22 protein-coding genes are annotated in these 16709 nt (G+C 40.3%); 12 read left to right on the forward strand and 10 right to left on the reverse strand.

The window, feature by feature from the left end:
* Window positions 1-31 precede the first annotated feature (31 nt).
* Window positions 32-991 carry a F510_1955 family glycosylhydrolase gene (locus D3873_RS11825; protein WP_162920194.1) on the reverse strand — a complete coding sequence of 320 codons (960 nt, stop codon included), beginning with the start codon at window positions 989-991 and terminating at the stop codon, window positions 32-34.
* Window positions 992-1079: 88 nt separating this feature from the next.
* Here D3873_RS11825 and D3873_RS11830 point away from each other — a divergent pair, with 88 nt between their 5' ends.
* The 4 genes from D3873_RS11830 (at window position 1080) to D3873_RS11845 (ending at window position 5260) form a co-directional block, all read left to right on the forward strand.
* Window positions 1080-1940 carry a phosphotransferase family protein gene (locus D3873_RS11830; protein ID WP_119884203.1) on the forward strand — a complete coding sequence of 287 codons (861 nt, stop codon included), beginning with the start codon at window positions 1080-1082 and terminating at the stop codon, window positions 1938-1940.
* 41 nt (window positions 1941-1981) lie between these two features.
* Window positions 1982-3445: a SulP family inorganic anion transporter gene (locus tag D3873_RS11835; RefSeq protein WP_119884204.1), complete on the forward strand. Its 1464-nt coding sequence runs from the start codon at window positions 1982-1984 to the stop codon at window positions 3443-3445.
* A 12-nt stretch (window positions 3446-3457) separates the two neighbouring features.
* Window positions 3458-3877 carry a universal stress protein gene (locus D3873_RS11840; RefSeq protein WP_119884205.1) on the forward strand — a complete coding sequence of 140 codons (420 nt, stop codon included), beginning with the start codon at window positions 3458-3460 and terminating at the stop codon, window positions 3875-3877.
* A gap of 147 nt (window positions 3878-4024) precedes the next feature.
* Entirely contained in the window at window positions 4025-5260 is a 1236-nt protein-coding gene (locus D3873_RS11845; RefSeq protein ID WP_119884206.1) for an MFS transporter, read from the forward strand.
* 35 nt (window positions 5261-5295) lie between these two features.
* Here D3873_RS11845 and D3873_RS13485 read toward each other — a convergent pair whose 3' ends face one another.
* Window positions 5296-5460 carry a hypothetical protein gene (locus D3873_RS13485; RefSeq protein WP_162920195.1) on the reverse strand — a complete coding sequence of 55 codons (165 nt, stop codon included), beginning with the start codon at window positions 5458-5460 and terminating at the stop codon, window positions 5296-5298.
* Window positions 5461-5618: 158 nt separating this feature from the next.
* Here D3873_RS13485 and D3873_RS11850 point away from each other — a divergent pair, with 158 nt between their 5' ends.
* The 5 genes from D3873_RS11850 to D3873_RS11870 all read left to right on the forward strand — a co-directional run bounded on the left by D3873_RS11850 (window position 5619) and on the right by D3873_RS11870 (window position 10989).
* Window positions 5619-7100, forward strand: coding sequence for a potassium/proton antiporter (locus D3873_RS11850; RefSeq protein WP_119884207.1), 1482 nt, complete (start codon window positions 5619-5621; stop codon window positions 7098-7100).
* 98 nt (window positions 7101-7198) lie between these two features.
* Window positions 7199-8023 carry an ABC transporter ATP-binding protein gene (locus D3873_RS11855; protein WP_119884208.1) on the forward strand — a complete coding sequence of 275 codons (825 nt, stop codon included), beginning with the start codon at window positions 7199-7201 and terminating at the stop codon, window positions 8021-8023.
* Between the two features lie 571 nt (window positions 8024-8594).
* On the forward strand, window positions 8595-8984 hold the full coding sequence (locus tag D3873_RS11860) for a thiol-disulfide oxidoreductase DCC family protein (protein WP_119884209.1): 390 nt from the start codon (window positions 8595-8597) through the stop codon (window positions 8982-8984).
* Window positions 8981-10414, forward strand: a complete 1434-nt coding sequence (locus tag D3873_RS11865) for an FAD-binding oxidoreductase (RefSeq protein ID WP_119884210.1) — start codon at window positions 8981-8983, stop codon at window positions 10412-10414. Before D3873_RS11860 ends, D3873_RS11865 begins: the two co-directional genes overlap by 4 nt.
* Window positions 10411-10989, forward strand: coding sequence for an MFS transporter (locus D3873_RS11870; RefSeq protein WP_119884211.1), 579 nt, complete (start codon window positions 10411-10413; stop codon window positions 10987-10989). The genes D3873_RS11865 and D3873_RS11870 overlap by 4 nt, the downstream gene beginning before the upstream one ends.
* Here D3873_RS11870 and D3873_RS11875 read toward each other — a convergent pair.
* Window positions 10968-11240, reverse strand: coding sequence for a hypothetical protein (locus tag D3873_RS11875; protein ID WP_119884212.1), 273 nt, complete (start codon window positions 11238-11240; stop codon window positions 10968-10970). The two genes, D3873_RS11870 and D3873_RS11875, sit on opposite strands and share 22 nt — an antisense overlap.
* Window positions 11241-11311: 71 nt before the next feature.
* Here D3873_RS11875 and D3873_RS11880 point away from each other — a divergent pair, with 71 nt between their 5' ends.
* A complete protein-coding gene (locus D3873_RS11880; RefSeq protein ID WP_162920196.1) occupies window positions 11312-11770 on the forward strand; it encodes an SRPBCC domain-containing protein in 459 nt (152 codons plus the stop codon).
* A gap of 35 nt (window positions 11771-11805) precedes the next feature.
* Here D3873_RS11880 and D3873_RS11885 read toward each other — a convergent pair whose 3' ends face one another.
* Both D3873_RS11885 and D3873_RS11890 read right to left on the reverse strand, forming a co-directional pair.
* Window positions 11806-12180, reverse strand: a complete 375-nt coding sequence (locus D3873_RS11885) for a hypothetical protein (RefSeq protein ID WP_119884214.1) — start codon at window positions 12178-12180, stop codon at window positions 11806-11808.
* A gap of 51 nt (window positions 12181-12231) precedes the next feature.
* A complete protein-coding gene (locus tag D3873_RS11890) occupies window positions 12232-12447 on the reverse strand; it encodes a helix-hairpin-helix domain-containing protein (RefSeq protein WP_119884215.1) in 216 nt (71 codons plus the stop codon).
* A 158-nt stretch (window positions 12448-12605) separates the two neighbouring features.
* Between D3873_RS11890 and D3873_RS11895 the strand changes: the two genes are divergently transcribed.
* On the forward strand, window positions 12606-13172 hold the full coding sequence (locus tag D3873_RS11895) for a DUF899 family protein (protein ID WP_162920197.1): 567 nt from the start codon (window positions 12606-12608) through the stop codon (window positions 13170-13172).
* 24 nt (window positions 13173-13196) lie between these two features.
* Window positions 13197-14009: a DUF2785 domain-containing protein gene (locus D3873_RS11900; RefSeq protein WP_119884217.1), complete on the forward strand. Its 813-nt coding sequence runs from the start codon at window positions 13197-13199 to the stop codon at window positions 14007-14009.
* A 160-nt stretch (window positions 14010-14169) separates the two neighbouring features.
* On the opposite strand, the gene D3873_RS11905 is transcribed toward D3873_RS11900, so the two are convergent.
* The 5 genes from D3873_RS11905 to D3873_RS11925 all read right to left on the reverse strand — a co-directional run bounded on the left by D3873_RS11905 (window position 14170) and on the right by D3873_RS11925 (window position 16697).
* Window positions 14170-14346 (reverse strand): DUF4083 family protein, encoded by a 177-nt coding sequence (locus tag D3873_RS11905; protein ID WP_119884218.1) that lies wholly within the window; start codon window positions 14344-14346, stop codon window positions 14170-14172.
* Between the two features lie 84 nt (window positions 14347-14430).
* Window positions 14431-14730 carry a putative quinol monooxygenase gene (locus D3873_RS11910; protein WP_119884219.1) on the reverse strand — a complete coding sequence of 100 codons (300 nt, stop codon included), beginning with the start codon at window positions 14728-14730 and terminating at the stop codon, window positions 14431-14433.
* Between the two features lie 95 nt (window positions 14731-14825).
* Window positions 14826-15527, reverse strand: a complete 702-nt coding sequence (locus D3873_RS11915; protein ID WP_119884220.1) for a YjjG family noncanonical pyrimidine nucleotidase — start codon at window positions 15525-15527, stop codon at window positions 14826-14828.
* Complete coding sequence (locus tag D3873_RS11920; RefSeq protein ID WP_119884554.1) at window positions 15520-15981, reverse strand: DMT family transporter; 462 nt, start codon at window positions 15979-15981, stop codon at window positions 15520-15522. Before D3873_RS11920 ends, D3873_RS11915 begins: the two co-directional genes overlap by 8 nt.
* A 17-nt stretch (window positions 15982-15998) precedes the next feature.
* On the reverse strand, window positions 15999-16697 hold the full coding sequence (locus D3873_RS11925; protein WP_119884221.1) for a Crp/Fnr family transcriptional regulator: 699 nt from the start codon (window positions 16695-16697) through the stop codon (window positions 15999-16001).
* Between the last annotated feature and the right edge of the window lie 12 nt (window positions 16698-16709).

The raw sequence follows: 16709 nt of genomic DNA on the forward strand, positions 1-16709 counted from the left end.
ACGAACCCTACAATGGATTCGTGCATTTCTTCTATTCCAATAAATTTTTCCAACCTGTTCCACCATCAACCGTTTGATAAATCGAATTTTCCGTTGTAACAAGTGTAAACTCTTTTGAATCTACGGGTGAAACAGCAAAATAGAGAATCGGTTCTTGAGCAATTTCGTCCGGTAGCGCAATTTCTTGTACTTTTGTATCACGTAAATCGATTTGATGTAATTTCGGTTTGCCGTTCTCAACAATCGCAACGTACAAGCTATTTTCAGTGAAAAACAGACTCGATACAGATCCTTTTTGAACCAGCTCAACCGACTGCCCTGAGTTTTCACTGATATATGCACCTTGGTCCGTTCCAATTGCCATTACTGCTGGAGTTGTTGGATGCGCCGCGAGACTAGAGAGCTGATTTGCTTGTAATCCTTTTACTGCCATTTCACTGAACACGTTTCCATTGTCGTCTGTGTAATAAAATCCGCCTGCAAGTTTTTCAGTCGGCATTTCATTGAAAACATATAAACGGTTCGTGTCATACCCTGCCGCTAAGTAATGAAAATCAATTTCTCCTTCAAAGTTGAATGTCTCGAAACTTTCCCCTTTGTTTGTACTTTTAATAATGCCAAGTGGATTCTCATAGTCCGTATTAGGTGAAGGATGTCCGCTTGAATAAAAGCCTTCTTTTACTGCTTGAAATCCCATGTAATCATGCTTTTCAGCGCTTGACTCCATCCATTTCCCATTAGCGTAAAGAACTGGGCCGGTATGTGTCGCAATCATCACATCTCCTTCGCCATTGGGGTATCCTAATCCGTGAATGTGGTCGATTGAAGGTTTCGCGACTTCTTTATAAAAAGAGGATGTTCCCTCGGTTGTTTCCTTTTGCGTTGTCTCTTCTGCGGAGTTTTTTTCCGCTTTTTCCTCCGTTACTGTTTCGGAGCTACAAGCTGATAAAAGCAAAAGAGTTGCTACTCCAACTGTTAATCTTTTTTTCATCACACACTTCACCCTTTCACGTGCCATTTTACCACCAATTCGTACGCAACGCTTTTTTGACGCTATACTATTTCCAAGAGGTGATCCAATGTACAAATGGTTAGAAAGTGTAACGAATGATACAGTCGTTTCTCACTCCTCCTTAAAAGGTGGAATATCATCAAAGATTTCGGTGGTTTATTTCCAAAAGAGTGAACCGCTCGTGGTGAGAGAAATTACCGATACGAAATGGCTAGAACAAGAGCCCGATTTGATCCAGCATGAAAGAGCGAGTTTAGATGTAATGGTCTCTTCCACTGTTCCAACACCCACATTTATCGCGATGAATAAAGATACCCATATGCTCTCGATGACGCATTTACCAGGGAGGGTTCGTTTAGATTTGGATTTACACGCTTCTCTTCTAAGAGAACTTTCGGAAACTTTACTTACTATACATGCAACCGAGATTCCGCCACATTTCCTGTGGGAATACGAAGCCTATACATCGATTTCGTCCATTACGATTCCGAGCTGGGTGCAAAATAGAACACTTTGGGAGGATGCCATTCATTTATTAAAAACGTCCACTCCCACTTACATACCGACTTTCATTCACCGCGACTATCATCCGACGAATATTTTGTGGGAAGGAGACAGCATTTCAGGTGTTGTCGATTGGGTCAATGCGTGTATCGGTCCTGCATATGCAGATGTAGGACATTGCCGAATGAATTTAGCCGTCTTATATGGCGTTGAAACTGCCAATGATTTTCTTGCTTATTACATGAAGACATCCACACAAGCTTATGATGTGTATTTTGACCTGAGGGCATTTTTCGATTTTGTCGATGAGGAGTTCGATGTTTATCAAGGATGGATCGATCTTGGCAAATTAGACTTAACCGTGGAAGTGCTTCGACAACGTGCTGAGAACTATTTAAGTGATTTGATACCTGTGCTATACTGAAGACCGTTTAAGAAATTCAGAATAAAAAAGGAAGTATTGTATTGATTGAACAACTAAAAAAAGAATGGTTTTCCAATGTTCGAGGGGACATCCTATCAGGAATTGTCGTAGCTTTGGCGCTCATTCCAGAAGCTATTGCCTTTTCAATCATTGCTGGTGTTGACCCCATGGTTGGGTTATATGCCTCGTTTTTAATCGCAGTGATTATTTCATTTGTTGGTGGACGTCCGGCGATGATTTCGGCTGCAACTGGTGCAATGGCATTGGTTATGGTACCGCTAGTTCGTGAGTACGGATTAGATTACTTATTGGCAGCTACAATATTAACGGGAATATTCCAACTTTTGTTTGGTGTATTAAAAGTAGCGAAGCTAATGAAGTTTATCCCAAGAGCTGTGATGATTGGTTTCGTCAATGCACTTGCGATCCTGATTTTCATGGCACAAGTTCCACATTTTATCGGCATATCTACGATGACGTATGTGTTTGTCGCGATTACGCTTGCGATTGTGTATATCTTGCCAAGATTTATCAAAGTAATTCCTGCACCACTGATTGCGATTGTTGTGTTAACGATTGCAGCTATTTACGGAGGATTCGAGCTTCGTACAGTAGGTGATTTAGGAACGATTACGCGTTCTTTCCCAGAGTTTTTCATTCCAAACGTACCATTCAACTGGGAAACGCTCACGATTATCTTGCCATATTCGATTGCCCTTTCCATTGTCGGATTAGTGGAAACACTTCTGACGTCGACAATCGTAGACGATATGACGGCCACTTCAAGTAATAAAAACAAAGAAGCTCGTGGTCAAGGTATTGCGAACTTTATCACTGGATTTTTTGGAGGGATGGCAGGTTGTGCAATGATTGGACAATCCGTCATTAATGTGAAATCTGGCGGCAGAGGACGTCTTTCTACGTTTATTGCAGGCGCATTTCTCATGTTCTTAATCCTCGTTCTTGGCGATATCGTCGTAAAGATTCCAATGCCTGCTTTAGTTGGAATTATGATTATGGTTTCGATTGGAACGTTTGACTGGGGATCGTTCAAGTACTTGCGTAAAGCACCTTGGACAGATGCTATCGTGATGGTTGCGACTGTAGGAATCGTTGTGTATACACATGACCTTTCAAAAGGTGTAATTGCCGGAGTTATTCTTAGCGCACTTTTCTTTGTGGCAAAAATTTCAAAGGTAAAAGTGGCGAAGCACGTAGAAAATTCGATCATTTGCTACAAAGTAGATGGTCAATTGTTCTTTGCATCTGTGGAAGGATTTGTGGATGCATTTGACTACGCTGCTGTGAATGAAACAATTGAAATTGATATGTCTGATTCCCACATCTGGGATGATTCAGGTGTTGGCGCAATTGATAAAGTGATCTTGAAATTGAAAGAAAACGGAAATGATGTCGAACTTGTTGGCTTGGACGCTGGTTCCAAAAAACTTGTCGATAAGCTCGCGATTTTCACTGATTCTTCTTCCAAAGTACCAATTCACTAAGGGGGTATCACCATGTTTCATGAGATTTTACTCGCAGTCGATGGCTCCGAACATTCCATGCGTGCTGCGCAAGAAGCACAAAAAATTGCTGCTTTCGATTCGACTGCTTCTGTCACCATTTTGTATGTTGCTGATTTCGAACATGCCAAATACGATGTTTTACACTCGTCAAGCTCCGTCGACTTGGATATGACAAGAAGAAAACGATTGCAGCCAGTAGAACAGTTTTTCCAAGAAAATATTACGGCGTACAAAGTAGAGATTCTTCACGGTACTCCGGGACCAACCATCGTCGAGTTTGCAAACAAGCACCATTTCGACTTACTGATCATCGGTAGTCGTGGATTAAATTCTTTACAAGAAATGGTACTTGGAAGTGTCAGTCATAAAGTCATTAAACGAGCGGAATGCCCCGTTCTCGTTGTGAAATAAGTAGGTGTCTCCGCATTCAGTTGCGGAGACTTTTTTTATTCTCCAGTCGAATATTCCTATTTCCGAATTATTTTCCGAAAACCTATTGTGTATGTCGAAGAAAGGTATATAATTTCATCTATCAAACTCCACACCACGAGGATCATTATGCGAACTTACAATGAAAAAATAAGTATTTATAATGGTATGGCTAGCATCATGGCAATGAACGTCGCGAACACGTTTTTTCCCATTTTCGCCATCACCATTTTAGGAGCGACCAACTATCAAGTAGGGCTCATTAGCTCCCTTCCACCTTTAATTGCGTTGCTCATGACAATACCAGCCGCTATTTGGCTGAATAAAGCACATACCCACAAAGAACTTGTCGGCTATTCCATCATCGCCGCTCGTTCCTTGTTTTTCCTCATTATTTTTATTGTATATTTACCAAGTGAATGGCAAGCGTGGGTATTTTTAGCTGTCATCGCTTTGATGAATGTTCCAACAACGATTGCGACAATAGGTTGGCAAACGTTAATCAGTGGATTGATCGACGAATCCAGACGGGGGCAGTTTTTTAGTGACCGAAATAGACTTCTTACCATCATTGGGATGGTATCAACCGTCGTCGTTGGAGTGGTACTTCGTGATGCTACGAAAAGCGTGTTATCCTATCAAGTGTTATTTTTTATCGCGTTGTGTTTTGGATTATTAGAAGGGTATTTCATTTTCCGGCACAAAGAAGAAACACTATCTACCGAAGGAATTGTTGCCCAAAGAAAGTTAATGGATTGGTCAATCTTCCAAGATATCGGCTACCGATGGTTTTTAGTCGCAGCGCTGTTTTTTAACTTTGCGTGGCAGATGGCGTGGGGAATTTTCAACATTTATCATGTTAGATATGCGGAGGCGACGATCTTTTGGATTAGCATGTTTGCTGCCGGAAATATGAGTATGCAAATTGTTACCTTTCCGCTGTGGAAAAAGTGGGCAGACAAACACTCAAATGTTTTAGTATTTGTTGTGGTTGCCATTGGAATGGCGACTACTCCTTTCTTAACTGTTCTTACAACGAACTTATTTGCGTTGTTAATAGTCCAAACAATTTCAGGCTTCTTCTTATCCGGAGTCGTTCTTATACTTTTTAATATGTTACTTGAACATTCTCCGAGCGACAAACGAACGTATTGCATCACGACATATAATGTCTTACTCTCTGCTATGGCTTTCATTGCTCCGCAAGTAGGAATTTTGTTACTTGAACTGTTAGGGGTAGAACTAGCGATGCACATTAATGCATTGCTTCGTTTACTAAGTGGTGTCCTCTTCTTCGTGATGTATGTGTCTTATTCTCGCAAGAAAAAGATCGTCACTGAAATAAGCCGACGATTTAACCTTTAATACACACCGACAACAGGCGAGAAATTGCCTGTTTTTTATTTTTCAGGAACCTTTTGAAATACCCGATGGTCAATAAGGTAAATAGCGATAAATGCGCCGATTGCCGCAGGAATGAAATCCCACGTAAATCCGTTTCCCATCGCGACATCCACGATTGCGACAAATAACCCCGTCATTATTGCTGCAACAAATGCTTTCATAAATGATCACCTCACTGGTTGTATTCTCTAAAAAAGCATCATTTTCCTTCTTTAGAGTGTCTCGCGTTAACTCGTCTATTTCCGACCTTATCACTCAAGAGGATGACCGATTTCATGTATACTTATAGCATCCATTCCTTCTGAAAGGACGTATGCCAATGAATCTTGCAATTGAAACAGATACGTTTATATTGCTGGCAGGAATTCTTTTTATTGCCGGCGTTATTACGACAAAATTCTCCTCGCGTTTAGGCGTTCCAACGCTCATCCTCTTTTTACTCGTCGGCATCACGATGGGTAGCGATGTTTTAGGAATAATCTACTTTGACAATGCACTCGTAGCACAGCTTATCGGGATTACCGCACTCGTTATTATTTTGTTTGAAGGGGGCATTCAAACCAACTGGTCCACAATGAAGCCTGTCATTGCGCCTTCTCTTTCGCTCGCTACAATTGGTGTATTAATCACCTCCGCGATTGTGACCGTAGCCGTCAAATATATCATCGATATTGATTGGAAAGAAGCTGCATTGTTCGGATCCATTGTCGGTTCGACAGATGCCGCAGCAGTATTTGCCGTTTTAAAAGGGCAAAATATTCGACCAAAGCTTGGAGCAACCCTAGAAGCGGAATCCGGTTCGAATGATCCAATGGCAGTCTTCCTTACCATTTCGTTTATTCAACTAATTACGGTTCCGGATGAGAGCATTTGGCGATTAATCGCTTCTTTCTTTCTACAAATGGGGCTAGGTGCTTTACTAGGTTTACTCATGGGGAAAATTGCGATTTTCGCACTTAACAAACTTCAACTCGATTCCAGTGGACTGTACCCTGTTTTCGCCACTGCATTTGCATTGCTTACATTCGGCTTAACCGATTTTCTAAATGGAAGCGGATTGCTAGCGGTGTACATAGCAGCGATTATGATTGGTAATGCCGATATTGTGCATCGCCATTCCATCTTTCATTTCTCCGAAGGCTTTGCATGGATGATGCAAATTGCCATGTTTGTCATGCTTGGATTGCTCGTTTTCCCTTCTCAACTTTTCCAGTGGAAACTCATTTCGAGTGGTCTTTTAATTACCATCATTTTGGTGGTAGTTGCACGACCTATTGCGGTTTTCGTCTCCACTTGGAAGATGGATTATACGATGAATGAAAAGATTTTCCTGTCATGGGCTGGTTTAAAAGGTGCGGTACCAATTGTGCTCGCAACGTTTCCACTATTAGCTGGAATTGAGAATAACCAAATGATTTTTAATGTCGTTTTCTTCGTGGTGTTAATAAGTGCGACGATACAAGGTTCTACTGTTACTCTACTAGCCAGTAAATTAGGGTTAATGGGAGAACAAAAGAACGTTCCCATGCATTCATTAGAATTAGTATCACTCGGAAAGACGGATGCCCAAATCGTGGAGTATGAACTACGAGAGGATACGTTGATTGTCGGCCAGTCGCTTTCTGATATTCCGTTTCCATCTGGGTCATTAGTAAATGCGGTCATTCGAAATGATGAGTTAATAACCCCTGGAGGAGATACCATTTTAGAGGCTGGAGATTTTTTATATATTTTAACTTCGAAAGAAAGTAAGCCTCATTTAAAGACACTATTACAAAAAAAGAATGACACATATTTGTAAAACTTTCGGTGGAATTGATGAAAATCATTCTCAATACAACGAAATGTATGTTATGATACTAGTAATGAGAAAGTTTATCAGTTAGGTGGTTAGTGAAAATGAGTACAGCAATCGAAGCAAAAGAACTTTCAATAGGATATAGTGAAAAACTCTTATTTGAAAACTTACAATTGAACATACCTAAAGGTGAAATCACCGTCTTTGTTGGTAGCAACGGTTGTGGGAAGTCAACGCTTTTACGCTCCATTGCACGCTTATTAAAACCATCCGAAGGTTCGATTTTATTAGAAGGAAAAGAAATTCATCAAATGTCTTCTCGAGAAATCGCGAAGAAAATGGGAATCCTTCCTCAGTCACCCGTTTCACCAGAAGGATTGACAGTGCACGAGTTGGTTAAACAAGGACGCTATCCGCACCAAACGTGGTTAAAACGATGGTCTGCTGAAGATGCAGCAAAAGTAGATGCTGCGATGGAAGCGACACGTATTACCCATTTAAAAGATCAACCAGTCGACACTCTATCTGGAGGGCAACGTCAACGTGCATGGATTGCGATGACACTCGCTCAAGATACCGACGTGATTTTACTTGACGAACCAACAACTTACTTAGACATGACACACCAAATCGAAATTTTAGATTTACTATTTGAATTAAATGAAATGCAGGGAAGAACGATTGTCATGGTTTTACATGACTTAAATCTGGCATCTCGCTACGCGCATAACATGGTTGCAATTAAAGACGGCAAAGTGCACGATCAAGGAACGCCAGAAAAAATCATCACATGTGATTTAGTTCGTTCCGTCTTCGGAATGGAATGCCAAGTTTCCAAAGATCCTATGTTTGGTACACCGCACTGCATCCCGTTTGGACGTGGACGATGTATCGTGCCGCAACTACAAGCAAATAGTGTTTCGTAAGTGACATCCAAGCATCTCGAGAAATCGAGATGCTTGGATTTTTTTATTGCGTGACTGGTGAGTATGTCATGCAAAGATCGTGGTATTGCAAGACTTTTGATAACTCGTGGCTTGCAGTCACTTTTCAGGTTGTGAAGTACATCTATCGGACACTTATCACTGATAGATAACGTGATTTGTTTATTCGGGAAATCCTATCGTGCATCTTTTGATTCCTATCGTGCAACTTTTGAGTCCTATCGTGCAACTTTTACGTTCTATCGTGCAGCTATCATTTAATTAACAAAATATATCCAAATTATAGCCAAGAATCAAGCTGCGGAATGGCTCTGAGGTTTCTATTCGTCACTTTTGTGATTCTATTCGTCAGTTTTTAGGATCTATTCGTCACTTTTGCCGTTCTATTCGTCAGTTTTGAGGTTCTATTCGTCTCTTCTCCATTTTTTATGATCTCGATCATTTTCTTACCCTCTACTACTTCCTTTTTTATCGCGGGTCTATTTTTCCCCTCGAACTTTTCCGTTTGTTTTCCGTTATACTTAGTATCAATTCATGAATGAGGATGGGCGATATGAGACGTGTGATTTTGTTCGATGGGATGTGTAACTTTTGTAGCGGAAGTGTGCAGTTCATTTTGAAGCATGAAAAGGACGAGGATTTTCAATTGGCGTCGTTACAAAGTGACGTTGCTAAAAGACTATTGGCAGAGTTTGTTATCACGAAATTGCCGGATAGTCTTGTGTACATAGAAGGTAAGACAATTTACGTTGAATCGGATGCGGCCCTAAACATTGCACGTCATCTTCATTTCCCATGGGTCTTGGGATATTCACTTCGGTTTTTCCCGAAATTATTCCGAGATGGCGTTTATCGTTTCATTGCCAAAAATCGTTATAAATGGTTTGGGAAAAGAAAAGCTTGCTTCGTTCCTACACCAGAAATTCGGAAGCGATTTTTATGAAGAAATCCGTCCTCATAATTCTCGCTTATCTTACGTTGTTTGCCTTCACTTTTTTTCATTACCAAAAAGGGCTAGAAATCATGGAAGAAAATGATTATGCACTTTTACTACCTACGCAAATGAAGGTCGTGACAGATGCGACAAGCGACCAAGCATTGCAAAAAATTGTGCATGATGCTGCCAAATCACACACTCCCATCTCGATTGCCGGCATGCAACACAGTCAAGGTGGTCAAACCTTGTATCCCAACGGGATTCAGTTAGATATGAAAGGATATAACGATATTCTCGACTTAGATAAAGAATCCAAGCAAATTACCGTTCAAAGCGGCGCAACTTGGAACGATATTCAAGCATACATACAACCTTACGGACTTGCTTTACAAGTTACACAGTCACAAAATATTTTCACGGTTGGTGGCTCCCTCAGTGTGAACGTTCATGGTCGGGATATCGCCTTCAATTCTCTTATTGACTCCGTGGAGTCATTTCGCTTATTAACCGCGGATGGATCTATTTTAGATGTCTCCCGGAGTGAAAACAGTGAATTGTTCTACAGTGCAATTGGTGGATATGGTTTAGTCGGCGTTATTTTGGATGTGACATTACGCCTGACAAAAGATGTGCTCTATGAAATGAAAACCCAAGAAATGGACAATCAAACTTATAGCACCTATTTTAAAGAGGATGTGCTAGGTAATTCCGACGTTCAAATGCACATGGCACGAATTTCGACAGCACCTGATTCATTTTTAACCGAGATGTATGCAACCGATTATTATTTGGCAGAAGATCAATCGAAATTATCGAATTACAGCAAGCTTTCGCGTGAGAAGATAATCGCGATTCCAAAACTCTTTTTAGGGCTAGCTAGAATGAGCGACCGTGGGAAAAATTTGTTTTGGGCTACGCAGAAAACCTATACCGAAAAGACGGATGGAGACTTCATTTCCCGCAACAACAGTATGCGTTCGGACTCTATCTTTATGGAAATGGATTCCGCGAAGAAAACCGAAGTGCTGCAGGAGTATTTTGTTCCAATAGATGCATATGGGGACTATATCGATGATTTAAGAGAAACGCTGGAAGACTATCCAGAGTTGAACATGCTGAATATTACCGTACGGTACGTGAAAGAAAATGAGGAAGCAACACTTTCCTATGCAAAAGAGGATATGTTTGCATTAGTCATTTTGCTAAACCAAGGAACGGATGAGGAAAGTATTGTCGAAACGCAGGAAGCTGTCCAAGCAATGATTGATGTTACACTTTCCCATGGAGGAACGTATTATTTACCGTATTATGGCTATCCGTCGAAAGCACAATTTCAACAGGCATATCCATCCTACAAAGACTTTTTACAAACGAAAAAACGCTTCGACCCAGAGAATCTTTTTCAAAACCGATTTTATGAGGAGTATTTGAAATGACGTATTCATCCTTTATTCGCTACCAAAGTATTGTCGGCATTGCGACAAGTATGATCTTTCCATTTTACATTCTCCTACTTCGAAACGTTGGAGATTCCTACGCTCAGTTTGGATGGGCATATGGTTTATTCACATTGGCAGCAGCGTTAAGCTATCCCGTTATTGGAAAAGTAGCAGATAAATTTGGCGATTGCGTGTTATTGGGCACGTATGCATGGGGAATGGCAGTCATTTTACTATTCTTACCGCTTGCTTTTGAAATATGGCACGTCTATCTCTTGCAAATTTTCATGGGTATCCTCGGTGCCATCCAGCGAAATGCAGAAAAAACCGTCCTTGCACGACTTGTGGAAAAACAAAGTGCTGGGAAGGAAATTGGAACATATCATGTGTGGACATCCATCGCTGCTGCAATCGCGATTATCGCAACGGGTTATTTGGTCGACTTTTTAACCATTGGCTCCATTTTTTACGTCGCATCCATCTTATTCGCAATTAGTGGTGTGATGGTTTTTCGAATGAAAAGCAGTGTGCCTTCCATTTCCCAAAATACTCAGACTGATTTCGAGAGCTGATTGTAGAGCTTGGTCCATAAAATGGTGCCAAGGACAATTAGGAAGATGCTTGCTACGGAAAAAAGGCTCACTGTTTGAGGTATTTCTGAAAACAACAAGTGATCATTTATCTCTAAAAAGCCAATATAGAATCCTGTTCCCGCTCCATCTTGATGAAGTAAAGTTGGGACTAATGACATTGTCTCAACAAAAATAAAAAATCCAGCGCCAATCAAAAGAAGTCCTGTAACAAAAACGGATAATTTGTTCATCTTTTTTTCTCCATTCTGAAGGGTTTTTTAGGTGTCTCTCGAAAAAGTATATATACAAAGGAGGAAACAAGGTGCGGACATTTCACTATGATATATATATTGCAGCTTCTCCCGATAAAATTTGGGAAGCTTGGACAAAAAGCGAGCATACAGAACGTTATTTCTTTGGAACGGCCATTCGTTCCGACTGGAATATTGGCTCGTCCATCGAATATTTGCGAGGTGAAGTGACTGATTTCGGTGAAATTATCGAACTCATACCTAACCGCAAGCTCGTGCACAGTTGGTCGAACACTTCTGATACTTCTGATAGAGAGGAACCAACAGTGGTGAGTCTAACACTCACTTCAATGGGAGACGTTACGAAAGTAACGCTTGACCACGAGAAGTTATTGAGTGCTGACTATGAAGAAAATCCTTATACGTTTCGTGGATACAACAATGGATGGCCATTTATCCTTAGCAATCTAAAATCGTATATAGAGACAGACAATTTGTTAGAAGTAGATTTTAGTGAGGATGTTTCCTAATGTTTCCAAACCGGTGAGGTCTATTGTCACCGGTTTTACTTTTTCCCAAAAAAGTGTACAACGTATCCTTCATTTATTTGTTCAATCGTTGCATACGTGATTCCAAAAATCGTATATGCATTTACCTCTGCGTGAATAGCACCGTCTTCATTGGAATAAGACTCCAGTCCATAGCCAAGAACGAGCGGTCGCTCCATGTCGTTAAAAAGCCTCGTTTCCATTGCCTTAACATCATGGACGGCTTTGAGCTCTTCATCGATGGTCATAGAGTCAAGTGATGTTGACTCTATGACTTTAGGTGGAATAAAAGCGAAGAGAGCAATAACGATAAGGATTAGTGGAATGGCCACCCATTTTTTAGATAAGATGTTTCTGAAAAAGCTAGCATCTTCAAAATCCTGATCAAACATGTGCAATTCCCCCTTTGCCCGTTATACGATTAACACAGGAAAAAGTTTCCTTTATTTCTCTCTAAAATCGAGACCTTGTTTTCGTAACGCAATTTTTAACGCCCCCATCACTTTAGGTCCCATCCCATGTAAAGCAGCCACTTCTTCTTCAGTATGTTGAGAAAGTTCATGTAACGTAGTCCAGTTTTTGCTTACTAGTGCTCGTATTGCAGGCTTAGACAAGCCTTTTGGCAAGTCACTTCCTTCGATAAAGTCTGATTTTGCCATGTGCATTCTCCTTTTCTCTTTTCAGTTACATTCAGGATTAGAGGCGTTATTTCCTTCCATTTCCCAAAACTTGCAGGAGAATGTTGGTAATGAATAGAAGTTATTCCTATTGCAAAAGGAGAATATGTCGCACAAACCAACAAAAGGGTGATGATGTCATGTTAAAAAGATCGAAAGAAATGGAAGAATTGGAGAAGGAAATTGCAGAAAAAAAGAAACAATTAAAGGAATTAAAAAAAGAAGAACCTTATATTCCCGTGCAAAATTATGTATTTGAAGGATTGAATGACAAAAAAATTCGATTATCAGACCTTTTTGGTGAGAGCAATGAACTTATTGTCATACATAATATGGGGAAACAGTGTGCGTACTGTACGATGTGGACAGATGGTTTTTCCGGCGTTTATCCTTACTTAACGAAAAAGGCATCATTTGTTGTCTCTTCTCCAGATCATTCAGAAGTTCAACGCGAGTTCGCATTAAGTCGCAATTGGCCGTTTCGGATGGTTTCTACTACAAATAGTACGTTTAGAGAAGATCTGGGATTTAAAAATGATACGCAGTCCATTCCTGGTTGTTCAACATTCTTTAAAAATGAGGAGAATGAAATATTCCTTGTGGCAAACGAAATTTTTGAACCTGGTGAGGATTATTCATCTCCTTGGCATTTTTTCGATTTACTTCCATCCGGATCTGATTCTTTCAATCCAAAGAGCGTAATATAAATAATTTAGTAAACGAGGGCAATCATGCAAAAATTAAAAGCGACGTTAGAACATTTTATTGAAACAAATGAAATCGAGATTTCGCAACCGTTATTAGAAAATATGATGGAGAATATCGGAAATACCGATGCCTATTTACGCGATAAACTGATTTTCACTTCGTTTTATTACTTTTTTGATAGAGGGTTACTCACGTCTGATCAAATAGAGTTTATAGTGGAGAGACTCGTGAAGGAAAAGTTACTTGTAAAGGGCATTCACTATTCCTCTTCTGATGACGTATTTACTCGATCGTTTTCGAGTTTACTCGTAGCATTAATTTTCTACTTCGATGCAAAAAGTTCACTCGTAAAAGAGGAAGTACTCCTACCATTAATAGAAGATGCATTACTATCTATCCAATTAGAGAAAGATACGCGTGGATATGTAGGAGAAAAAGGATGGGCACACGCTGTGGCCCACAGTGCAGATATGATTGCGTCGTTAGCCATGCATCCACTCGTAAAGAATACTCAGAAAAGACAATTGTTAGAAGGTATCGAGCGATTTTTACTACTATCGTCCGGCTATGTGGATGAAGAAGAAGATCGATTAGCATTTGCATTTCTAGAACTAGGAAAAAATCACTTTACTGCTTCTGAAATAACAAAATGGCTAGAAGAGTTAAAACATAAAGCGGATCAATTATATGAAGAAAACAAATCCACTGTGGAGAGTTACTATCCTCGAGTTGCTGTACGTCGATTTGTGACAGCCGCATACTTTAAATTAAAGAAAGATGAACCAGAAAATGAAATGGCTGAGCTACTTCACTCCTTTGCTCTCGAGCTTTATTAGCAGAATTAAGTGAAGAATCATGCACTGTAAGGTCGCAGAAGAAAGGAGAAGTGGCATTTTTAACCGCGACCTGATCAGTCATTATTTTACAAAGAGAAAAATCATTCTCTCACCTCAAAAAAACATTACTTGCAAGCAAGAAGATACCTGCGATTCCAACTTATTTCGATTGTTCTTTTAGCAATAATTCTTTCATTTCATCAAGTTTCATTTCGATCATTTCAAGTCGACGATTTTTCACACTTGAATTGATTAATAATCTTCTAACGAACATCGTAAAAGATGCGACACCAATCACAACTAGTAAGATAATGAACAAATTATAAAAATATTCCATCCTGACCTCCATTTTTAGCTATATTATAGCTATCGACCAAAATTTTCTTCTCATCAAAAACTTCTTTCATCCGTGCAATTCATTTTATAGCCCTTTACCGCCTACTGCTTGTAGTTTACTAATTCGATCCATCCCTGCAATTAAAGGCATCGCTTGCTGAATCAGTGCCTTCGTGGCATCGAGCTCCAGTGAATCGTGGTGTGCTACTTCGGATTCCCACACCTCAAACACATAAATGGCAAGCGGTTCCTCTTCGTTAATATGAATGGTGTATTGTAAACAAGTTGGAACTTCCTGCATCGAATTTGCAGCATTTAGTAAAACTGACTGCAGTTCTTCTTTCTTTCCCTCGGCAGCTACAAATTTTCCAAATAAGCTAAACATCGAATCCCTCCAATTAGTAGTGAACTTGCTAAATTCTTTCTCCTTCAGTATTAATTCGACAAAAAAGAGCTAGCTCCTTTTTGAGCCAGCTCTGTTCATTCGTTTTCATTCTCCCCAACAATTGCATACAATTCGTCTAACTGGCGAATTTCATATGTAGGCTCAATGCCGGTTTCATTCGTCAGTCCACGAGGGTTGAACCAACATGTGGCGATTCCGGCATCATTCCCGCCACGAATATCGGCAGAAAGGGAATCTCCAATAATGATAGTTCGACTTGAATCAAAGTTTGGAATGCGCGCAAACACATAGTCAAAGAATCCTTTCATCGGCTTTTGAAAACCGGTATCTTCGGAAACAAATACGGTTGTGAAATATGGACGTAACCCTGTTGCTTTTAATCGTTTTGCTTGCGTAGTAGATACGCCGTTCGTCACAATATACAAATCGTGTGTATGGTGCAACGTAGAAATCACTTCTTCCGCACCTTCCACAAAGAATTTGCCTTCTTCTAGGAAATGTCGAAATTGACGATCCATCTCGACCCCGTCTACTTCAATCGACTGTTCGCCGAAAAATTGCACAAACCGGGTATGGATTACTTCGTTTCGAGTTAAGGCACCTTCTTCGAATTTTTTCCAAAGTCCTTTATTGATTTCTTTGTATCGCGCTTCCTTCTCATCGGAATGCTCTACATTTTGAGACTGTAGCAATGAACGAAACGCCATTTTTTCCGCTGCTCCAAAATCGAGTAACGTATCATCTAAATCAAATAACAATGTTTGATACTTATACAATGACCTTCCGCCTCCATTTAATTCCACCTAATTTAAAGATTAGCACTCCCAAAATCATAACAGAAACTCCGACGATTTGTTGCCAAGTGAGTGGCACTTTTTCAAGGCCAAGCCACCCAAATGTATCCCATAGGAGCCCGAAGATTAACTGAGAAACTAAAGCGATCGATATAGCAAAGGTCGCCCCCAAATGCCGTAAACCGAGTACCATACTCGTCACGACCCCTACACCAATAACGCCGCTGAACCAATACGCCACGTGCATGTTTTGGAAATGAAACATCCCAGCACCTTCCACAAACAAGCCGATGATGAAGGATGCGAGAAAGCCTAACCCTAAAACAAGCGTCGTTGTCGTCCAAGAACTCACTCGTTGGTTGACCTGATTGTTAAAGATATTTTGTAAACCTACTAGCGATCCTGCAATCAACGCGAAAAATATGCCACTAATCATTACTCTCACTACTTTCTTCATTCATAAATATTATTGTTCGCAAGCTGCTCCAGCTTTTTTCGGTTTAGAATGGTCATGACTCCGTTATCCCGACGAATAATCCCTTCTTCCGTAAATCGTTGTATCACTCGATTAACATGTCGGTAACTCGTTCCAATCAGATCCGCAGCGTCTGGCAAAATCGATGTCTTTAACTCTTGATGAACATTCGAATTAGCATCATCAAACGCAGAGGACAGCAAATAACTCGCAAGTCTTACTTCTACTGGATACATTAAATTAAAACTAAGCGCATTCGATTTGATGTAAAATTTTTGCGTGATAATCTGCAATAAAAAGCGCAACAAATTCGGGTCATCCCCTGCGAATTGATCGACATCTCGTCTTGTGACGACAAGCATTTCAACTGCTGTCACCGCTTCGACTGTGTTCAAAATCGTTGTCCCGCGCACATATTCGATGTCGCCTATGACTTCCACAGGTGTTTTAAAACCTAAAATCAAATTCTTCCCTTCTCGAGAAGTCGTCGATATTTTCACTTTCCCTTTTACTAAAACAAATAAGTAATCGCTCTCATCGCCTTGAGAACATATCCTCTCTCCTACTTCGAATTGACGAAGCGATAACCGAGGGATTAATTGTTCATTGAAAATAGCATGAAGTTGAAACCGTTTTAAATATGTCTCTATTTTTTCAGCTTCGTTCGATTGCTTCACTTCATCTTCTCC

It is taken from the genome of Paenisporosarcina cavernae (assembly GCF_003595195.1).
Lineage (GTDB): Bacteria > Bacillota > Bacilli > Bacillales_A > Planococcaceae > Paenisporosarcina > Paenisporosarcina cavernae.